Below are 18000 nucleotides of genomic sequence, written 5' to 3'. Positions count from 1 at the left end.
GGGCGTGAAAAACTCTGCCCTTGTTTCTTCGTGTAAAACGACTTATTGCACCGTTACAATTCCTTGTACGCCTTCACCGCTTACTGCCGGTTGACCTGCGCCAGTGACCAGAATCGATGCGGCCGGGGTAGGTGTGCCATTAGACGTACGCAAATCCAGTGTCGACATAACGAACTTAACGTTCAGATTGCCTTTTAGATTTTGCAGGTCGGTCAATACCGCGTTCTGAGTTGTACTGGCAATTTGAGAAAACAGTCCACCCATATTGAAACTGATCGTATTATTCGCCCCGGCGGTTACCAAAGTAGCGGCAGGATTGCTCAATGTCAGATTCGCAGTGACACCGCTGCTGGTTTGTCCAAAGACGTATATCTTGGCACTGGCAGGAACCGATGCCGATAGCTGACCATTTGCATTGAGCGTTACCGTCACCGTATCAATTGCTACTTGTAATAAACGGTTGGTGGCGGCTGTATCCTTCAATTCCAGCGCTACCTTGATCGTTGCAGTTTTAATCCCGTTAGCATTCGCTGGAATCGGCGTTCCGTTGATGCTTAGTGGAAGTGCAAATGTATCGACAGAAGCTACCTTTGCGCTCGTGACAATGACACCGCTGGTCAACTGGGTGAGAGTGTACGTGGTGCCATTAATCGCGATTTGGTCGTTGGTTATCGCCAGATAGTTGGTTGGCGCACTGAATTTGGTTGCGTCAACAGTCTGGCCTACGGCACTTGCCGCAGAATTTAAGCTATTTGCTGCAGCGGTTTCTGCTGCAAGTGCCGCTTGTGGTGATACATAGATTGTCGTATTCGCCGAGGCTAAACCACTCAATGCACTGGCGAACGTTGTCAGAGGCTGTGTGTTCGTTGGGAGCATTAGTGGCCCAACGGCATTCACTGCATTTGCGATGGTGTTATCTGATTGCATCGCCTTAGTTAATGTTAGCGAATTTGTGGTTGTTGCCAGGGTTTGTGCCTCTGCGGTGATTGCCGCCGTGGCTACCGCTGCAATCCTGCTCGGGCTAAAGGTAGCAACAATGGTTTTTACGTTGACGAGCGTTGGGTCTGATGACGTTGCGACGTTAGTGACTGATTGCTGGACTACGTTGTTTACTAATCCGCTGCTGACATTGCCACTTGCATCGATCAGGGACGCTGTCGGATTGGCGACAAGGGCTGCTGTCACGGCTTTTACCACATTAAGATAAATAGCCTGGAGTGCTGCTACGGTAGTATTTCCACCCAGCGTTGCGATGGTATTGGTCGTTTGCTGAATGATTTGTTGTAGTGCCAGAGTTCTCTTTAGGGCGTCTGGATTATTCAGCACACCATTGGTAGTTGCCGATGGATCCAACTTGGTTGGATCCGTGCCGACTGGAAGGCCGAGAAATGCAGCAACCTGTGCATTTGTCAGACCGGCATCCACCATTAAACTTGTGATCGGTGTTGCAACAGTGCTGCCAGCCGTCGTTTTAAGAACGCCGGTAAATGGTAGCCCTGTGTCGATATTAGTACCGCCTGATACAACGATGTTGCTGGCGCAAGCTGTGGTGAATGTGAAATTACCTTGTGCATCGGTCAAGACAACTGCTTCGCCAGTGTCGGCCACGCCGTTTTTGTTGGTATCGCAGAGAACCGCAGAACCGCTTAAATAGCCATCAACTGCCTTACCTGAAGTAGTCGATGCAGCTGTTGGGGTTGGGGTCGATGTCGATCCGCCGCCGCCGCCGCAAGCTGCCAGTGCCAATGCAACGGCAACAGACAATAATGTATTTTTTTTATCGATCATTGGAAGCTCCATTTAGGCTTATTGCCGGTAAAACGTTTGATTAAAGGTAGGTGAAAGTCAACTAATTTCCAAATAGTAACACCAGGAAAATCAATTATTTGCATATTGGTTATATTTATTGAGTGCAAATAGAATGAAAAAACACGAAATAATGGAGGGATAAATATCAATATAGAGTGAAAGGGTGTAACAATTTGTTGCAAAGTGGGGAGATTTTTGGACTAACTGAGTGTTGTATTTCTGCTCTTTTCCCCTCCCTTTCTTAGCCATTTTCGATTATTCAATTAACTTTTAGATAATTTTTTCGCCCGATCGAAACTAGCGTGTTAGCGATAGGAGTCGTGTTTGGCTTCAGTTACTCTTCGAAACTTGAGGGCAGACACAAAAACGTGCCGATGTTTGATGTTGGGATGTGAAAATTAATAAAATAAATAAATCCATATTTGGTGCAAGACATAATTTTTTTTGCTGTGTTATTACATTAACCTTTTCTACCGTTTCGGCCTTTGCCTCTTCAGCTCATACGCAATCAATGTGATTTTTATGGGATTGTCGAAACCTGTGTCGAAAATCTGACGCATGCTGATGCGGCTGGAAATTCAGTAAATGCACTCAGGGAACATTGTTATCGCCAGCATGGCAGGGATAGGACTGAACTGAACTGAACTGGCGTGGTGGCAGGCGTTTGGAAGTGTTCTGATGTTTTGATTACGTGTTTTTGTCTTACAATTTTTTGCGCAATCCGTGCGATATAAAAAAAGGGCAGCCTATGTGGCTGCCCTTTTTATCCAACTGATTTCTCAACTTTATTTTGTTAGCTTATGCTGCAACAGCAATTTTCTCCACTGGCGCTGCGACTTCTTCATCGTCAAACGACGAACGGATCAAGTGATCAAACGCGCTTAGTGAAGCTTTTGCGCCTTCACCAACAGCAATCACGATCTGTTTGAACGGCACAGTTGTGACGTCGCCTGCTGCAAATACGCCTGGGATGGATGTTTGTCCCTTGGCGTCGATTTCGATCTCGCCGTGACGCGATAAAGCGACCGTGCCTTTGAGCCATTCGGTGTTCGGCACTAAGCCTATCTGAACGAATACGCCTTCCAGTTCGACTTTTTTGCTGTCACCAGAAACACGATCTGTGTAGCTCAATCCATTGACCTTTTTGCCGTCGCCATGAATCTCGGTGGTTTGGGCTGAGGTATGAATAGTCACATTTGGCAAGCTCTTCAATTTGCGTTGCAGCACGGCATCGGCGCGCAGTTCTGCACCGAATTCAATCAACGTTACGTGGGCCACGATACCGGCAAGATCGATCGCTGCTTCCACTCCGGAATTGCCGCCGCCGATGACCGCAACGCGTTTGCCTTTAAATAGCGGACCGTCGCAATGCGGGCAATATGCAACGCCGTGGTTACGATATTGTTGCTCGCCGGGGACGTTGATTTCTCTCCAACGTGCGCCGGTCGCCAGAATCACGGTTTTGCTTTTTAAGATCGCGCCGCTAGCGGTTTTAATTTCAATTATCTTGCCCGCTACCAGACTTTCAGCGCGTTGCAGATTCATGATATCGACTTCGTAGGATTTGACGTGCTGTTCCAGCGCGACCGCAAAATGCGGTCCATCGGTTTCCTTTACTGATACGAAATTTTCAATCGACAATGTATCCAGAACTTGGCCTCCAAAGCGCTCAGCGACGACGCCGGTGCGAATGCCTTTACGTGCTGCATAAATTGCCGCCGCCGCGCCAGCAGGGCCGCCGCCGACGATTAGAACGTCGAAAATTTCTTTAGTGCTAAGTTGTGCTGCCTGACGGGCGCTGGCACCGGAGTCAAGTTTGGCAAGAATTTCTTCAACGCCTGAACGGCCTTGACCGAACACTTCACCATTCAAATACATCGTTGGCACGGCCATGATTTGGCGTGTCTCAACTTCTTTTTGAAACAGCGCACCGTCGATGGTGACTGTGCGAATACGTGGGTTGATGATCGACATCACGTTCAGTGCCTGAACGACTTCAGGGCAGCTTTGGCAGGATAGCGAAATGTATGTTTCAAACTGATAGTCGCCATCCAGATTGCGGATTTGTTCGATCACCGCATCGTCTAGTTTGACCGGGTGGCCGCCGACTTGCAGCAGCGCTAATACTAATGATGTGAATTCGTGGCCTAACGGAATACCGGCGAAACGCACGCTGATATCGGTTCCTGGGCGGTTAATGCTGAACGATGGCTTGCGCTCGGTATCGTCAGTGCGCTCAACTAGCGAAATACGCTCGCTCAACAGGAGGATTTCCTGGAGCATAGCCTGAAGTTCGCGAGATTTGTCGCTATCATCGAGAGACGCGACGATCTCAATCGGCTGCACGACCTTTTCTAAATAGGTTTTCAACTGGGTTTTGAGATTTGCATCTAGCATGATGTGCTTTCCATTCAATTTTTTTGTGAAGCCGGTCAGGACAATTCCCGACCGGCGTCGGTATTACTAAAAGAATCTTTTCAGATTCTTAGATCTTGCCAACCAAATCCAGCGATGGTGTCAATGTTGCTGCGCCTTCAGTCCATTTTGCCGGGCAAACTTCACCTGGATGTGATGCGACGTATTGCGCTGCTTTTACTTTACGCAGCAATTCTGAAGCATCACGGCCGATGCCGTTGTCATGGACTTCCAGAACCTTGATTTGACCTTCTGGATTGATGACGAAAGTACCGCGCAGTGCCAGGCCTTCTTCTTCGATCAATACTTCGAAGTTGCGTGACAGAACAGTAGTAGGGTCACCGATCAGTGGGTATTGCACTTTCTTGATGGCTTCTGATGTGTCGTGCCATGCTTTGTGCGCGAAATGGGTGTCGGTCGAAATGCCGTAGACTTCAACGCCCAGTTTTTGGAATTCAGCGTAGTTATCAGCCAAGTCTTCCAATTCTGTTGGGCAGACGAATGTGAAGTCAGCTGGGTAAAACACAAAAACTGACCATTTGCCCTTCAGGGACTCTTCGCTCACTTCGATGAATTTACCGTTGTGATAGGCGTTTGCTTTGAATGGTTTTACTTGTGTATTGATCAGAGACATTGTGTTGTTCCTTTTGGGTGGTGAGTAAGTAAGACTGAAGTTTAGGGATTTTCAATTGATATGTAAAATTGATTATTAAATAGTATTCAATAAATTTTAACTATCATTGATCCTCGGTAGCGCATAAAACTATCTATAGAAGAGTAAATTTCCTTTCATAGGCTTGTTTAGAAAGTCCGTGGACATCGATAGACAGCGGCTTTTTTAAAACGTCACCCGCTGCTGTCATAAAAAAGCCGTTTCCTTTGGGTTGGAAACGGCTGTGTAGAAAATGCCGATATAGCAGAAATATAACTTTTTACAATCCGAGATCACTCAGGCTGGCATGGTTATCAGGGCGACGTCCTAATGGCCAGTGAAAGTGGCGATCGGTTTCTTTGATCGGCAGATCGTTGATGCTGGCATGGCGTATTGCCATCAACCCATCGGCGTCAAATTCCCAATTTTCATTGCCATAAGAGCGAAACCAGTTGCCTGCGTCATCGTGCCATTCGTAAGCAAAACGGACGGCGATACGATTGTCTGTGAAGGCCCATAGTTCTTTGATCAGGCGATAGTCTAGCTCACGATTCCATTTACGCGTTAGCAGATCGACAATCTCGTTTCTGCCGGTGATGAATTCTGCCCGGTTGCGCCATTTGCTGTCGACTGTGTAGGCTAGTGATACGCGCTCGGGATCGCGGGTGTTCCAGCCGTCTTCGGCGGCACGTACTTTTTGCCGCGCGGTTTCTAGTGTGAACGGTGGCAGAGGTGGTCTGGTTGCGTTTTGTGTCATGGATAACCTCGATCAAATGTGTGCGAATGTGATAGTAATCAGGCCACCAAACGCGCGTTTTGCGGGAACATTTGTTTGCGGGCTTCCTCGTCCATTTCAGTTTTGAAGGTGAACTTTGTTTTTAGTGCTTCGGCGCGCTGGGCGGCGGGGCGGGCGTTAATTTCGTCAAAGTGACGTTTTAAGTTTGGTAGCGTGGCCCAGGCATCGGGGCCGAGTATGAAGGGGACTGCGCGGGCCCAGCCCCAGACGGCCATGTCGACTAATGTATAGGTGTCGCCTAGCAGATAGCGGTGTTTGGCTAGTTGCGCATCGAGGATGGCGTAATGGCGTTCGGCTTCGAATCCATAGCGATTGACGGCGTATTCTTTTGGTTCTGGGGCGAAGTGTTTGAAGTGGACTGCCTGGCCGGAGTAGGGGCCGATGCCGCTGGCAATAAACATCAGCCAGGAGAGCATTTGGCCACGTGCCGCCGGGGTGTTTTCTGGTAAGAATTGACCGGATTTTTCCGCTAAATAAAGGAGGATGGCGTTGCTGTCGAATACTGTTGCGTCGCCGTCTACTATGGCGGGGGTTTTGGCGTTTGGATTGATTTGCAGGAAGGCAGGGAGGTGTTGTTCGCCTTTGCGGGTGTCTACTGGGATTGCTTCATACGGGAGGCCGGATTCTTCCAGGAAGAGTGCGACTTTTAGTGGATTTGGGGATGGGTGGTAATAGAATTTGATCATGCTGGGGATCCTTTTACAGTCTCTTTTACGTGGTGTTAAAAACCGTGTCTGCTGATAATACACTTATCCTCTGAATCGTTCAGGGGGGCATTGTTATTTAATACGGCTTGCCTCTACGGAACAAAATCCGTATTAAATAACGGTAAACCCAAATCCAATTAAACCTATTAACCCCTCGGCCGATACATCCGAAACAAACCCTCAGGCAGCGCCTGAAAATAATCCCCCGGCCCACCACCCCGCAAGATAGGCTCAGCCCCAGCGGTATCGTAAATCCCCTCACGCAACAAGGATTTATTAATATGCACGCCAACCACTTCCCCTAACACAAGCCAGCTTTCAACAGCCGTCCCCTCCGTATTACGCAACTGTACAATCTGCGTCAATTTACATTCAAACGAAACCGGGCTTTCCCCAACGCGCGGCGGTCGAACAATAGTTGAGCTGACCGGCGTCAACCCCGCTAGCGTAAATTCATTGACATCGGCCGCAACGGCAGCACAACTTTGATTCATCGCCTCCGCCAACGGACGCGTAACTAAATTCCACACAAACTCACCCGTAGCTTCAATATTATTCAGCGTATCTTTACGCCCAATACTAGAAAAACCAACGATAGGCGGAATGTAATTGAACGCGTTGAAAAAACTATACGGTGCCAGATTAAGTCCACCCTCCGCGTTCTGCGAGGAAATCCATCCAATAGGGCGGGGCCCGACAATCGCGTTAAACGGATCGTGCGGCAGGCGGTGGCCTTGCGACGGCTGATAAAAATGAATGGCGTCTGACATGGTGATGGAGATATTTTGATTGGAAAAGTTAAGAAAGCTAAGGCCAGCATCCGAATAATTGCAGCGTCAAATGAATGATATTGCGCAGCCGTCAGCGTACCAGCAATCGACTTATCGCGAGAGCCGGGTCGCATTTGCGCGTGATCGCCATAATTCTCAAATTGCGGTGATACTGTCAACACCGATCCGGCCATTTTTTTGGAAATAAATAATGTCATCCCTCACATCCTTACCTGCATTGCCCCTCAAACTCCCGAATATCCGGGCTTGCGTTTTCGATGCTTATGGCACCCTGTTCGATGTCAGTAGTGCCGCCGAACAGTCGCAAGACGTGCTCGGTGAAAAATGGCGACCGCTGGCCGACATGTGGCGCAACAAACAATTGCAATATGCCTGGCTGCGCAGTCTGAACGGGCAGCACGCGGATTTTTGGGAGGTTACCGGGAATGCGCTCGACTTTACGCTAGAGAGTTTTCAGCTGGAAGACCCGCAATTGCGAGAGCGCTTAATGGGACTGTATCTGAGGCTGCACGCCTATCCCGAAGTTGACACGGCGTTATCTGCGCTGAAAGCCAGCGGTATCCAAACCGCCATCCTTTCGAATGGTTCGTCGGCGATGCTGGCCAGCGCGGTAAATAATGCCGGTATCGCTCATCTGCTCGATGCCGTGTTGTCGGTGGACGATGTGGGAGTATTTAAGCCGCATCCGTCGGTGTATCAATTGGCGGTTGATCGATTTGGAGTGCGGCCTGAGGAGATATGTTTTGTGTCGTCGAATGGCTGGGATGCGTATTCAGCGAAAGCGTTCGGTTTTCGGGTGGTATGGTGTAATCGATTATCTCAAGCTGCCGAACGTATTCCCGCGACGCCCGATGGCGAGATCACTAGTCTTGCGGAATTGGTCGCGATTGTCGGCGCAAAATGATGCAGTTTTAATGCACGGTGGGGGCACTGGAATGGCCGCTATTAATTGAATGCACGTCTCGCAGATGCAGCGATTCAAACTGCTCTAATGGTAACGGGTGACTAAACAAGTAGCCCTGATAGGCGTCGCAGCCGTTGTTGGCAAGGAAATCAATCTGCGGCGCGGTTTCAACTCCCTCGGCGATGACCGACAAGCCCAGGCTTTGGGCCAGCGCTACGATAGTGCGCACAATGGCGGCATCGTTCGGATCGGTGAGAACGTCTCTGATGAAGGTTTGATCTATTTTGAGTTGATCGAGAGGCAGGCGTTTGAGATAGGACAGGGACGAGTAACCAGTCCCAAAATCATCGAGCGAGAAGCGTACGCCCAATGCTTTTAGCGCGCTCATTTTGATGATGATGTCTTCCACATCATCCAGCAACATACTCTCGGTTAATTCCAGCTTCAGCTTGCGGGGATCGGCTCCGGTAGCGTCGAGCAGTTCGGTGATCTGTTTTACAAAATCCGGCTGGCGGAACTGGCGCATGCTGACATTGACAGCCAGCGTCAGATGCGACATTTCAGGTCGGCGCGCCCACGCGGCAAGTTGTACGCAGGCGGTTTCCATTACCCATCGACCCAAAGGCAGGATCAGCCCGGTCTCTTCTGCGGTGGAAATAAATTCGGCTGGCGGGACCAGACCGCGCTTCGGATGTTGCCAGCGAATTAAAGCTTCGGCCCCGGTCCAGTGACCGGTACGATCAACTTGGGCCTGATAGTAGAGAATAAATTGCGCGTCTTGTTGTCCGCGTCGCAGATCGATTTCCAATTCAGCGCGTGCCATAACGGCGGCTTGCATGTCTGGCTCAAAAAAGCGCAAGGTGTTTCGGCCCGCCGATTTGGCTTGATACATGGCCAGATCGGCGCGTTTCAGCAGGTCGTCTGTAGAGACTACGCGACCGTCGAATAACGTGATGCCGATACTGGATGTGCTGCGATAAACGTGCTCCGCCAATTGATAGGGTTGGTTGAGCAGGTTAAGTATTTTGCCGCCGATACTTTCTGCTTGCAGCGCGGCTTTCTCTTCGTCGTGGCTGAGTTCATTGACCATGACGACAAACTCATCACCGCCCTGGCGCGCGACGGTGTCTGCGGCCCGCACGCAGCTGGATAGACGAATGGCGACTTGTTGCAGCAGCAGATCGCCTTTGTCATGACCGAGCGTGTCGTTAATGGTTTTGAAGTTATCAAGATCGATGAAAAATAATGCGCTGTGTTCTTTGTGACGAGAATTTCTTGCGATAACCAGTTGCAAGCGATCGACCAATAGTCGTCGATTGGGTAATCGGGTGAGGGGGTCGTAAAAAGCTAATTGCCAGATTTCGTCTTCCGCCGCTTTACGTCCGATAAATTGGCCGATTTGCAAACCGATTGCGCGTGCTACAGATAATAGATCGTTGTCTTGGGCGCGAACATCGCGGACATAAAATTCCATCACGCCGTAAGATTCGGCCCCGATTTTGATGGGAAAGCCAAACGCCGCGCGCAGTCCTGCTTTTGCGGCGACGGCAGCGCGTAAAACGTCCGAAGTTTCGGACGATGCCGCGTTTGCAAATGGCATGAGTTTTGAGACAACATTTTCGATCCAGACAGGTTCGCCACTGGTCCAGACGCATTCTATTAATTCCTGCGCTTCTGCGGTTGGGCGATGCTGGTTGCCTGTTGATACAAATGCGGCGATCTCTGGCAATCCGATACTCCATGCGTCGTCGCGCTGAAAGAGTTGCTCTGTTTTGTCCCAGTGCCAGCAGACACCGCAATCCCATCCCAGCGTTTCGCACATGGTTTGTATGATTTTTGGCATGGCGACGTTAAGGGTTTCAGATTCGGCAAGCAATAGCGTGACCGCGAACTCCATGGCCTGACGCTGCTCAAGCTGCTTCTGCGCGCTGATATCTCTGCGGATGCCGACTATACCGCCGCCACGTGTATGTTGTTCATTCACTTGAAACCAGCGGCCATCGGTGAATTGCAAAATAGACGGCTCTGGGACGGGCGCACGATGGCGGCGGATGCGTTCTGTGACCCAGGCTTCGGTATCGCCCTTGAAGGCGGTCTCGATCATTTCCCCTTTGGTCAGTGACATGCGCACCAAATCTTCAAATTGCAGCCCCGCAACATCTTCGAAGCGATTGAAATACGTAAAATTGTGGACGTACTTACGGTTGCATAAGACGAGTCGATCGGTTGCATCAAACAGACCGAAGGCATCGTTCAGACTTTCGATGGCATCGACCAGTGTGGCCCTTGCCGCCGATGCTTCGTCGTGTGCCAAAGTCAGCGCTTCTTCTTGCGCAATGCGGGCAGTGACATCCATGATGGTGCCGTGCAAGAACGTTGCGCGACCATCGTCAGAGCGGATCGGCTTTCCCAGTACATGCACCCAGCGCAGTTCGCCATTGGGTCGGGTGATGCGAAACTGTGTATCGACGTCGGTGATGATCGTATCGCTATCGGACAAAATAAGGGCCATCAGCGCCTTGTAATCTGCACGGTCTTCTGGGTGTACGCGCTGCAAGAAAGGTGCACCTATCAGGGCCGGTTCTGCCGGATCAATGTCTAACAGGCGATAGGTCTCTAGCGACCAGACGGCAGAACCCTGCGCCAGATCAATCGACCAGTTGCCTAGCCCGGCCATTCTTTGCGCCTGTGCCAGACTTGATTCACTGGCCTGAACCCGTTGCAATACGCCTGCTAATTGGGTGTTGCTTTGACGCAATTGTTTGCGCAGTCCGCTGATAAAACCGCCCATCATGGCGAACCACGGCAAGGTTAGCGCAAGCGCCAGCCATTGCAACAGCTCCAATTGCAGATTGAGCGTGTGTGGCTTAAAGTGCTGTAACAAGCCGATCACTGCGGCATAGCCAGCCAAGATGCCGCCCGCGCATTGCAGTAACGTGCGGCTCGGCAGCTGTAACACACTGAACAGAAAAGCCATCAACAGCATGATAACGAACACGGCCCGCCCGCTGTCTGCCACGTACATGGTGTATAGAATCACCAGCGTTGTCACCGACATTTGTGGAATGGCCAGATTAGGATCGCTGAACCGCAGATTGTATCCACTGCGGAACATGCTGTAAAAAATCAGCATCGCCAGCATCGCCAGAGCCGCGCTTTGCTGGAAGGCGCTCATGGATAAAACGCCTTGAAGATAGCAGACAAACATCAGGCAAATCGCCAGAAACGAAGTACCGGCGGCCATGAAATAGCGCTGCATGCGGAGCGCCTGTTTGGGATCGTCTGTTTGCACAATAAGGTCTAATATCGACCTCGAACGGAAGTTAGGTCGCGGCTCGTGCGTGGCCAGGTTTTCCATTGCGTCCGGCCGCTCCAGAGCCGGTTCGTTTAAAGGAGGGATCGTGTTATTCAAGATATCCTACAATCCAGTTGGAAAGTGCCGTCGGAAAGTACAATCGAAAAGAGTGGGACCGCCATTATCGTTGGTCGTCATGTGGCGGCGACCTTCGGGGAACTGATCAGGCGGGTATTTGGGTGCGCTTGGAGCCTTTTACTGTCGGTGCGTGAGGCTGTTCAGGGGCATTTTATAAGTGTGCGTGCGCATTGAGCGCTCCTTGATGGTGTTGCTCATCGGCACATACTACAGTTTTATTAATCTATCGTCATCAGAAAAGTGAAGGCCGTAAATAGGTCGCAATTACACAACGATAAGTTGTTATATTTATATTTTTTATGGCGATAAAAAAGCTACTTACCGATGGTGAGGCAAAAAAACGCGACTCAGATAGAGTCGCGTTTTTTGAGAAATACATAACGTTTTTTAAGCGTTATCGCATCCTGTTCAGATTAATACGCGCCCATAAAGTCACGTTTACCGATTTCCACGCCATTGTGACGCAGGATGTCGTAGCTGGTGGTGACATGGAAAAAGAATTGCGGCAAACCGTATTGCAGCAAATATGCTTGTCCGGTCAGTTTCTTTTCTTTTGGTGTGCCAGGGCGCAGAACGACTTCTAGCGTAGCGCTGCCGTCAATTTGTTCTGCGGTCAAGCCATCGATGAACGCGATTGTTTTGGCGATACGAGCTTGTAATTCAGCAAAAGTTTGTTCGTTGTCTTCGTACGCTGGTACTTCGATACCGGCCAGACGCGATGTCACGCTTTTAGCAAAATCAGCAGCGATTTGAACCTGGCGTGTCAGCGCAAACATGTCTGGAAACAGGCGCGCCTGCAACAACGCATTAGCGTCGATTTTCTTTTCGGTGGCGTGGTTTTCAGCGATAGTCAGAACATTGCTTAAACCAGTGAGGATTTGTTTGAAAACAGGAACGGACGCGCTGTACATGGAAATAGTCATTGAGGGGTCTCTCGTGGTGAAATCAGGGAAAAGTGGCGAAAGTATATACGGTTAGCTGAGTCCATGAAAAATCTCGCCCACTTCTGCTTTCGCCAAAGCTCCTCGCACCTTACCGCAGCGGTTAACCTTCGTATTTCGGGTTTTTTGCTGCGGTAATTAAGCAAAGTAATTGCATTTATCGAGCCGCATAATATTGCCAAATTGCAAGTAATTAATTACGTACCTTCCGAGCGCCTCATCATTATGGACCGTCAGGCACCACTTGTAACCAGCCAGTAGGACATGCATCAACGTCGGGATAATAGCCTGCCGGGTTTCTGCAGTAAAAACTATAGTTGATGCCCGGTTGCGCGTAGATCAATTGATTACCATAGTAGCCGTAGCCATCGTAGAAGAATGGGTCGAAGAAGAAAGGCCCACCTGCTATAAAGATACCGCGACCATGAAAATCACGGAAGTGAGCGCCGCGACGACCAACGAAATCACGATGACCGTGAAATTGTCCGCCGCTTGTTTGCGCGGCATTATTGCCGCGAAAGCCGCCACCGCCTCCATGGAAGCCGCCACCAAAACCACCGCCGTGTTGCGCTATCGCCTGAGTGCATCCAAGCGACAACATGACTGCTGCAAGGCAGACAGAAATTGTTTTGTTACGCATGTCTCCACCTCTTTAAAAGTTGCTTTCAGGTCTATAGTCAGGCCTTTTTTCCTCCTTAATTTCATTCTAGGAAGCGAAAACGAAAGCACTAATACAAGTTGGTAATGCTTGAAACAATTTGTATCAAAAGTGGTGCAAAAATGGGAGTGTCAGAACAACGGAAATGGGTGATGCGGAGATGTGGATGCAGAGTTGCATCAAGGAAATAATTGCGCTAAAAGTACCGCTGCCATGCCATGGCAGCGGTACTTTTTAGCGGTCTGTTAACTCAAGCCAAATGTTGACGTAGTTCGCTAAAGCTGGTTTACATTTTGCGTAAGTCTGAGGCAATAATTACTTGCCCCAACTGTCTTTTAGCGTGACGGTGCGATTGAATACTGGCTTGCCTGCAACCGCATCGACCCGATCCACGACAAAGTAACCGTGCCGTTCAAATTGATAGCGATCATCGGGCATTGCTGTCGCTAAGCCGGGTTCCAGATAGGCCGTGATGACTTCTTTGGAGTGTGGGTTTAGCGCGAGTTTAAAGTCTTTACCGCCAGCATCAGGATGAGGATCGCTGAACAAGCGGTCGTATAAACGCACCTCTGCTTCCAGTGCATGGGCTACGCTGATCCAGTGGATATTGCCTTTGACTTTATAGTTGGCGCTGCCTTCGGTCCCGCTTTTGCTGTCTTCAAAATAGTTGCAATGTACCGCAGTGACGTTGCCGTCTGCATCTTTATCGAAGCCGGTACATTCAACGACATAACCATGGCGCAAGCGAACACGGCTGCCGGGTTTGTCTGCCGTCGGCGGCGTCAGGCGGAAATAGCCTTTGACCGGCGTTTCCATGAAATCTTCGCGTTCAATCCAGACATTTTTACTGATTGGAAAATGGCGTAACGCTGTGGCGTGTTCAGGATGCGCAGGGGGATATACCGGCGCGTGACATGCGACGATGTGGCCGTCTGGGAAATTGTCGATGATCAGTTTTAGCGGGCGCAATACGGCGGTAGCGCGCGGGGCTTTTGGGTCTAGGTCTTCGCGTAAAGCGCCTTCCAGTGAACTCATGTCGATCCAGCCGTCGGATTTGGTCACACCGGTGCGCTCACAAAATAGTTGAATCGCTTCTGGCGTATAGCCGCGCCGACGAATGCCGACTAGCGTGGACATGCGCGGATCATCCCAGCCATCGACAATGCCTTCGTCCACCAGTTGCCGCAATTTGCGCTTGCTGGTGACGACGTAGGTAATATTCAGGCGAGAAAATTCGTATTGACGCGGGACTGGCTTTGCCAGGAAGCCACCATCGCTCAACTTCTCCAGAACCCAGTCGTAAAACGGTCTATGGTCTTGAAATTCCAGCGTACAGATTGAATGCGAGATGTTTTCCAGCGCATCCGAAATCGGATGTGTGTAGTCGTACATCGGATAGATGCACCATTTGTCGCCAGTGCGGTGATGGTGCGCATGGCGGATACGATAGATGGCCGGATCGCGCAGGTTCATGTTGGGCGATGCCATATCGATTTTGGCACGGACGATGTGTGCACCGTCCTTAAATTCTCCGGCTTTCATACGACGGAAGAGGTCTAACGATTCTTCTGGCGAACGTCCGCGAAACGGCGAATCCTTGCCGACTTCGCCAAAATTACCGCGATTGGCGGCCATGTCTTCGGCGCTTTGGCTGTCTACGTAGGCCAGGCCAGCGGTGATCAGATACTCGGCCATTTGATAAAGCTGGTCGAAATAATTACTGGCAAAGTACAAATGATCGCCAGAAGTATCTTTCCAGTCGAAACCCAGCCATTTGACGCTGTCAATAATGGTGTCGACGTATTCTTGCTCTTCTTTTTCAGGATTGGTGTCGTCAAACCGCAGATTGCAACGGCCTGCGTAATCCCGGGCCAGACCAAAATTGACCCAAATCGACTTGGCATGCCCGATATGCAGATAGCCATTTGGCTCAGGCGGAAAACGCGTTATGACCTGCGGCAACGGCTGGCCCTGATTATCTTTACGTTCGGCATACACGCCCGCAGTCATGTCGGCTTCAATGATGGTGCGCAGGAAGTTGGACGGCGCCGGTGCGGGCGTACCGTGGCCATTTGGCACAGTCGGGTTGTTGTTCTTGGAATCGTTGCTCATGAATGGTTTTCTCGCAAAGCGCTTTTTTCAGAATACAAATAAGGTGTCAGGATTTACACAAAATGGGGCCGGCAACCCTTTTTAAAACATCCAGATCAGTCTAGACCACGATGTTTCAGACAGCTGCTATCAGGCGATTTTGGGTTTGTCCTAGTATAGGGATGAAGGGCATTTTACCGTAGCGAGGTGGTTTCTCGTTCGTGCTTCGTTGTTTTTTGTTCGCGCGGCGGTGGTAACGAATAATGTACACGCGCATGCTGAAAATGGCAGACAATTTACCCTCTCCCCCATACAAGGATGCAGGAATGCCCAATGCAACAACGGAAACAACCGATATAACGGAAGCGCGATTAGCCGGAATGCGAACCTTGACGGTGCGTCATGCCGATCATCCAACGATTCCGGTAGCGTTGTTTTACCCGACTAAATCGCCGACGAAAAAAATGCGCTTAGGGCCGTACGCGCCAGTGGTATCTTTTAACGGTGTGCCAGATTTGCCGTTGAAAGGATTGATTTTGCTATCCCACGGTTCCGGCGGCAGCCAGTTGTCGCATGTGAATTTGGCGCTGCGTCTGGCGGAAAGCGGTTATCTGGTAGCCGCGCCACAACATCCTGGCGATAACTGGGATGATCGTTCATTGGTACGCTCTGAGACGTATTTTGCCGAACGTCCGCGACAATTATCGCGTTTGCTGGATACGCTGCTGGCCGATGCGTTGTGGCGAGATCAGATTCCGGCAGGACGAATTGGTGCATTGGGCCACTCGGCAGGCGGTTTTAGCGTGTTGGCGCTGGCGGGAGGGATGGCGGATCGACAACAAGTCTTGCACCATTGCGAGGTGACCGATGACGATCAACTATTTTGCCAGCTGGGCGGTGATCCGGAGGTGTTGGCTGAGGGCGATGCAGCGATCAATTTCGATGTGCAGGATATGCGGGTGGGCGCTGTCTTTGCGATGGCGCCGATAGGCGTTGTGTTCGCGCCGGATTCGCTGAAGCGCATTAGCGTGCCGACGCATGTTGTCACCGCTGAGATAGATGCAGTATTGCCGCCGAAATATCATGGCAACTGGCTACGCGCGCGAGTGCCGCAGGCGGAGTTTGAAGAGGTGCCGTGGGCCGGTCATTTTTCGTTCATGGCACCGCCGCTGGTTCAACTGATGTCCGCCGTTGGCGACCCTGGCGAAGATCCACCGGGCTTTGATCGGGCGCGTTACTTGCTAAGGTTAGAGCAGCAGGTCATCGATTTTTTCGACAAAACTCTCGCTTAAAGTGATTCTTGCCGTTGTCGCGCACAATACCCATTTGTTATCCGTCTTTTGTCTGGCTCAACCGAGAAAGAAATCGTTATGTGGCCTTATCCTAAAATTGTCGCCCATCGCGGAGGTGGAAAGCTTGCACCGGAAAATACATTGGCGGCGATGCGTTGCGGTCTGGCGCACGGTTTTCGTGCGGTGGAATTTGATGTGATGTTATCCGCTGATGGCGTACCGATTTTGATGCACGACCCGGTGCTGGGGCGGACTCTGCCGGGCTTGGGAAGGGTAAGCGATTACACCGCAGCGGAATTGACGGCGATGGACGCGGGCAGTTGGTTTGGCGCGGAATTTATCGGTGAGCCGGTCTGTACTTATCAACAGGCGATGGCTTTTTGTCGGCAGCACGGGATATGGATGAACGTTGAAATCAAGCCGGTCGAAGGGTTTGAGGTGGAGACTGGGCATGTCGTGGCGCAGGCGACGCAGGCTTATTTTGAAGTTGAGGTCGTGGCGCATCTCGCCCAGCCTAGTCTGGAAACGGCCCGCAATTTGCCGTTGCTGTCGTCATTTTCCTCGGCAGCGTTGCGCGCCGCGCAGGTTGCTGCGGTAGGTATTCCGCGCGCCTATCTCACGGATGTGATCGAGGATGACTGGCAGCAGAACTTGCAGGAGCTGGCAGCGGTGGCGCTGCATACCAATCATAAGTATTTAGCGCCGATGCAGGCGGCGGCCATCAAAGACGCGGGGTATGGTTTGTTTTGTTATACGGTAAATACGGTTAAGCGGGCCGGTGAGATATTGGCTTGGGGTGTAGATGGATTTTGTACCGATCGGATTGACTTGATCGGGGCAGATTTTTGCCAGTAAGAGGGCATTGATAGTGCCATTGTGTTGCGCCTGAAGAGACGAATTGTGGCATTTAATGGCATCAAAACTGGCTCTTTTATGTCGGTAAATTATTTTGAAAATTTCTTGTGATCCGTCGTCAACCTGCTTCGATAGCATCGCGTTAAGGTAGTACAGAACAAGTGTCTGTCCGAATTCATAGCAAAAACGCGGGGCTGGCTAACCAAATAATTGCCGGTTTTTCTGCAAAGCTCTGGATATATGATGTTGTCAACGGTGATGAAAAGGAATACAAAATGAAAATCAATAAATTGCTTGCTGCTGTACTCGTCGCTGCTTTCGCTCTGCCGGTCATGGCGCAAAATGCCCCTGCTGCTGCACCGGCCGCACCTGCTCCGGCAGCATCAATGTCCGCTCCGGCAGCTGCGCCGACTGCTAAACCTGCAAAGGCAAAGCACCACAAAAAGCATCGTCGTCATCACGCTAAAAAAGCTAGCACTGGCAAAATCAACACCGGCCATTAATAGTTAGTAGCAGGATGTAGCTTATCGGTGACTTAGGCTCGTCAGAGCGCAAGTTGCCGACAAAAGCCTTAAAAAGCCCCTCAGGAGCGATTCTGACGGGCTTTTTGCACGATGTTTTCCCTGTAATGGTCTCTGATACCATCCTTAGCGCGC

Annotated in this window: 14 protein-coding genes; 4 read left to right on the top strand and 10 right to left on the bottom strand. The window is 50.6% G+C overall.

Annotated elements, in window-relative coordinates; all coding sequences use genetic code 11:
* Window positions 1-42: 42 nt before the first annotated feature.
* The 6 genes from C7W93_RS10590 to C7W93_RS10565 all read right to left on the bottom strand — a co-directional run bounded on the left by C7W93_RS10590 (window position 43) and on the right by C7W93_RS10565 (window position 7149).
* Window positions 43-1788 carry a hypothetical protein gene (locus C7W93_RS10590; RefSeq protein WP_108439966.1) on the bottom strand — a complete coding sequence of 582 codons (1746 nt, stop codon included), beginning with the start codon at window positions 1786-1788 and terminating at the stop codon, window positions 43-45.
* A gap of 819 nt (window positions 1789-2607) precedes the next feature.
* Entirely contained in the window at window positions 2608-4206 is a 1599-nt protein-coding gene (gene ahpF / locus C7W93_RS10585; RefSeq protein ID WP_108439965.1) for an alkyl hydroperoxide reductase subunit F, read from the bottom strand.
* Window positions 4207-4294: 88 nt separating this feature from the next.
* Window positions 4295-4858, bottom strand: coding sequence for an alkyl hydroperoxide reductase subunit C (gene ahpC, locus C7W93_RS10580; RefSeq protein WP_108439964.1), 564 nt, complete (start codon window positions 4856-4858; stop codon window positions 4295-4297).
* Between the two features lie 298 nt (window positions 4859-5156).
* Window positions 5157-5633, bottom strand: a complete 477-nt coding sequence (locus C7W93_RS10575) for a nuclear transport factor 2 family protein (RefSeq protein WP_108439963.1) — start codon at window positions 5631-5633, stop codon at window positions 5157-5159.
* Window positions 5634-5671: 38 nt separating this feature from the next.
* The gene (locus C7W93_RS10570; RefSeq protein WP_108439962.1) at window positions 5672-6358 is read right to left on the bottom strand and encodes a glutathione S-transferase family protein; all 687 of its coding nucleotides are present in this window, start codon (window positions 6356-6358) and stop codon (window positions 5672-5674) included.
* 167 nt (window positions 6359-6525) lie between these two features.
* A complete protein-coding gene (locus C7W93_RS10565) occupies window positions 6526-7149 on the bottom strand; it encodes a flavin reductase family protein (protein WP_108439961.1) in 624 nt (207 codons plus the stop codon).
* Between the two features lie 211 nt (window positions 7150-7360).
* Between C7W93_RS10565 and C7W93_RS10560 the strand changes: the two genes are divergently transcribed.
* Entirely contained in the window at window positions 7361-8074 is a 714-nt protein-coding gene (locus C7W93_RS10560) for a haloacid dehalogenase type II (protein ID WP_108439960.1), read from the top strand.
* A gap of 7 nt (window positions 8075-8081) precedes the next feature.
* Here C7W93_RS10560 and C7W93_RS10555 read toward each other — a convergent pair whose 3' ends face one another.
* From C7W93_RS10555 to C7W93_RS10540, 4 genes are all read right to left on the bottom strand, one after another.
* Complete coding sequence (locus tag C7W93_RS10555) at window positions 8082-11333, bottom strand: EAL domain-containing protein (RefSeq protein ID WP_161539918.1); 3252 nt, start codon at window positions 11331-11333, stop codon at window positions 8082-8084.
* Between the two features lie 587 nt (window positions 11334-11920).
* A complete protein-coding gene (locus tag C7W93_RS10550; RefSeq protein WP_108439958.1) occupies window positions 11921-12430 on the bottom strand; it encodes a DUF1993 family protein in 510 nt (169 codons plus the stop codon).
* A 241-nt stretch (window positions 12431-12671) separates the two neighbouring features.
* The gene (locus tag C7W93_RS10545; RefSeq protein WP_108439957.1) at window positions 12672-13088 is read right to left on the bottom strand and encodes a hypothetical protein; all 417 of its coding nucleotides are present in this window, start codon (window positions 13086-13088) and stop codon (window positions 12672-12674) included.
* Between the two features lie 333 nt (window positions 13089-13421).
* Window positions 13422-15218, bottom strand: coding sequence for a glutamine--tRNA ligase/YqeY domain fusion protein (locus C7W93_RS10540; protein ID WP_108439956.1), 1797 nt, complete (start codon window positions 15216-15218; stop codon window positions 13422-13424).
* A gap of 305 nt (window positions 15219-15523) precedes the next feature.
* Here C7W93_RS10540 and C7W93_RS10535 point away from each other — a divergent pair, with 305 nt between their 5' ends.
* The 3 genes from C7W93_RS10535 to C7W93_RS10525 all read left to right on the top strand — a co-directional run bounded on the left by C7W93_RS10535 (window position 15524) and on the right by C7W93_RS10525 (window position 17847).
* Complete coding sequence (locus C7W93_RS10535) at window positions 15524-16489, top strand: hypothetical protein (protein ID WP_108439955.1); 966 nt, start codon at window positions 15524-15526, stop codon at window positions 16487-16489.
* Between the two features lie 78 nt (window positions 16490-16567).
* Window positions 16568-17344, top strand: coding sequence for a glycerophosphodiester phosphodiesterase (ugpQ, locus tag C7W93_RS10530; protein ID WP_108439954.1), 777 nt, complete (start codon window positions 16568-16570; stop codon window positions 17342-17344).
* A gap of 275 nt (window positions 17345-17619) precedes the next feature.
* Window positions 17620-17847, top strand: coding sequence for a hypothetical protein (locus C7W93_RS10525; RefSeq protein ID WP_108440606.1), 228 nt, complete (start codon window positions 17620-17622; stop codon window positions 17845-17847).
* Window positions 17848-18000 lie beyond the last annotated feature (153 nt).

The sequence above is a fragment of the Glaciimonas sp. PCH181 genome (genome assembly GCF_003056055.1).
Classification (GTDB): Bacteria; Pseudomonadota; Gammaproteobacteria; order Burkholderiales; family Burkholderiaceae_D; genus Glaciimonas.
Note: the sequence above shows the minus strand (reverse complement) of the source record. Positions and strands in the feature narration are given on the sequence as shown.

What these genes read in the sequence shown, in the direction of transcription:
- ahpF (WP_108439965.1), bottom strand. Translation starts at nt 4,206, where the DNA reads ATGCTAGATGCAAATCTCAAAACCCAGTTGAAAACCTATTTAGAAAAG.
- C7W93_RS10565 (WP_108439961.1), bottom strand. Translation starts at nt 7,149, where the DNA reads ATGTCAGACGCCATTCATTTTTATCAGCCGTCGCAAGGCCACCGCCTG.
- ahpC (WP_108439964.1), bottom strand. Translation starts at nt 4,858, where the DNA reads ATGTCTCTGATCAATACACAAGTAAAACCATTCAAAGCAAACGCCTAT.
- C7W93_RS10590 (WP_108439966.1), bottom strand. Translation starts at nt 1,788, where the DNA reads ATGATCGATAAAAAAAATACATTATTGTCTGTTGCCGTTGCATTGGCA.
- C7W93_RS10555 (WP_161539918.1), bottom strand. Translation starts at nt 11,333, where the DNA reads ATGCAGCGCTATTTCATGGCCGCCGGTACTTCGTTTCTGGCGATTTGC.
- ugpQ (WP_108439954.1), top strand. Translation starts at nt 16,568, where the DNA reads ATGTGGCCTTATCCTAAAATTGTCGCCCATCGCGGAGGTGGAAAGCTT.
- C7W93_RS10525 (WP_108440606.1), top strand. Translation starts at nt 17,620, where the DNA reads ATGAAAATCAATAAATTGCTTGCTGCTGTACTCGTCGCTGCTTTCGCT.
- C7W93_RS10540 (WP_108439956.1), bottom strand. Translation starts at nt 15,218, where the DNA reads ATGAGCAACGATTCCAAGAACAACAACCCGACTGTGCCAAATGGCCAC.
- C7W93_RS10545 (WP_108439957.1), bottom strand. Translation starts at nt 13,088, where the DNA reads ATGCGTAACAAAACAATTTCTGTCTGCCTTGCAGCAGTCATGTTGTCG.
- C7W93_RS10570 (WP_108439962.1), bottom strand. Translation starts at nt 6,358, where the DNA reads ATGATCAAATTCTATTACCACCCATCCCCAAATCCACTAAAAGTCGCA.
- C7W93_RS10575 (WP_108439963.1), bottom strand. Translation starts at nt 5,633, where the DNA reads ATGACACAAAACGCAACCAGACCACCTCTGCCACCGTTCACACTAGAA.
- C7W93_RS10550 (WP_108439958.1), bottom strand. Translation starts at nt 12,430, where the DNA reads ATGACTATTTCCATGTACAGCGCGTCCGTTCCTGTTTTCAAACAAATC.
- C7W93_RS10535 (WP_108439955.1), top strand. Translation starts at nt 15,524, where the DNA reads ATGCCCAATGCAACAACGGAAACAACCGATATAACGGAAGCGCGATTA.
- C7W93_RS10560 (WP_108439960.1), top strand. Translation starts at nt 7,361, where the DNA reads ATGTCATCCCTCACATCCTTACCTGCATTGCCCCTCAAACTCCCGAAT.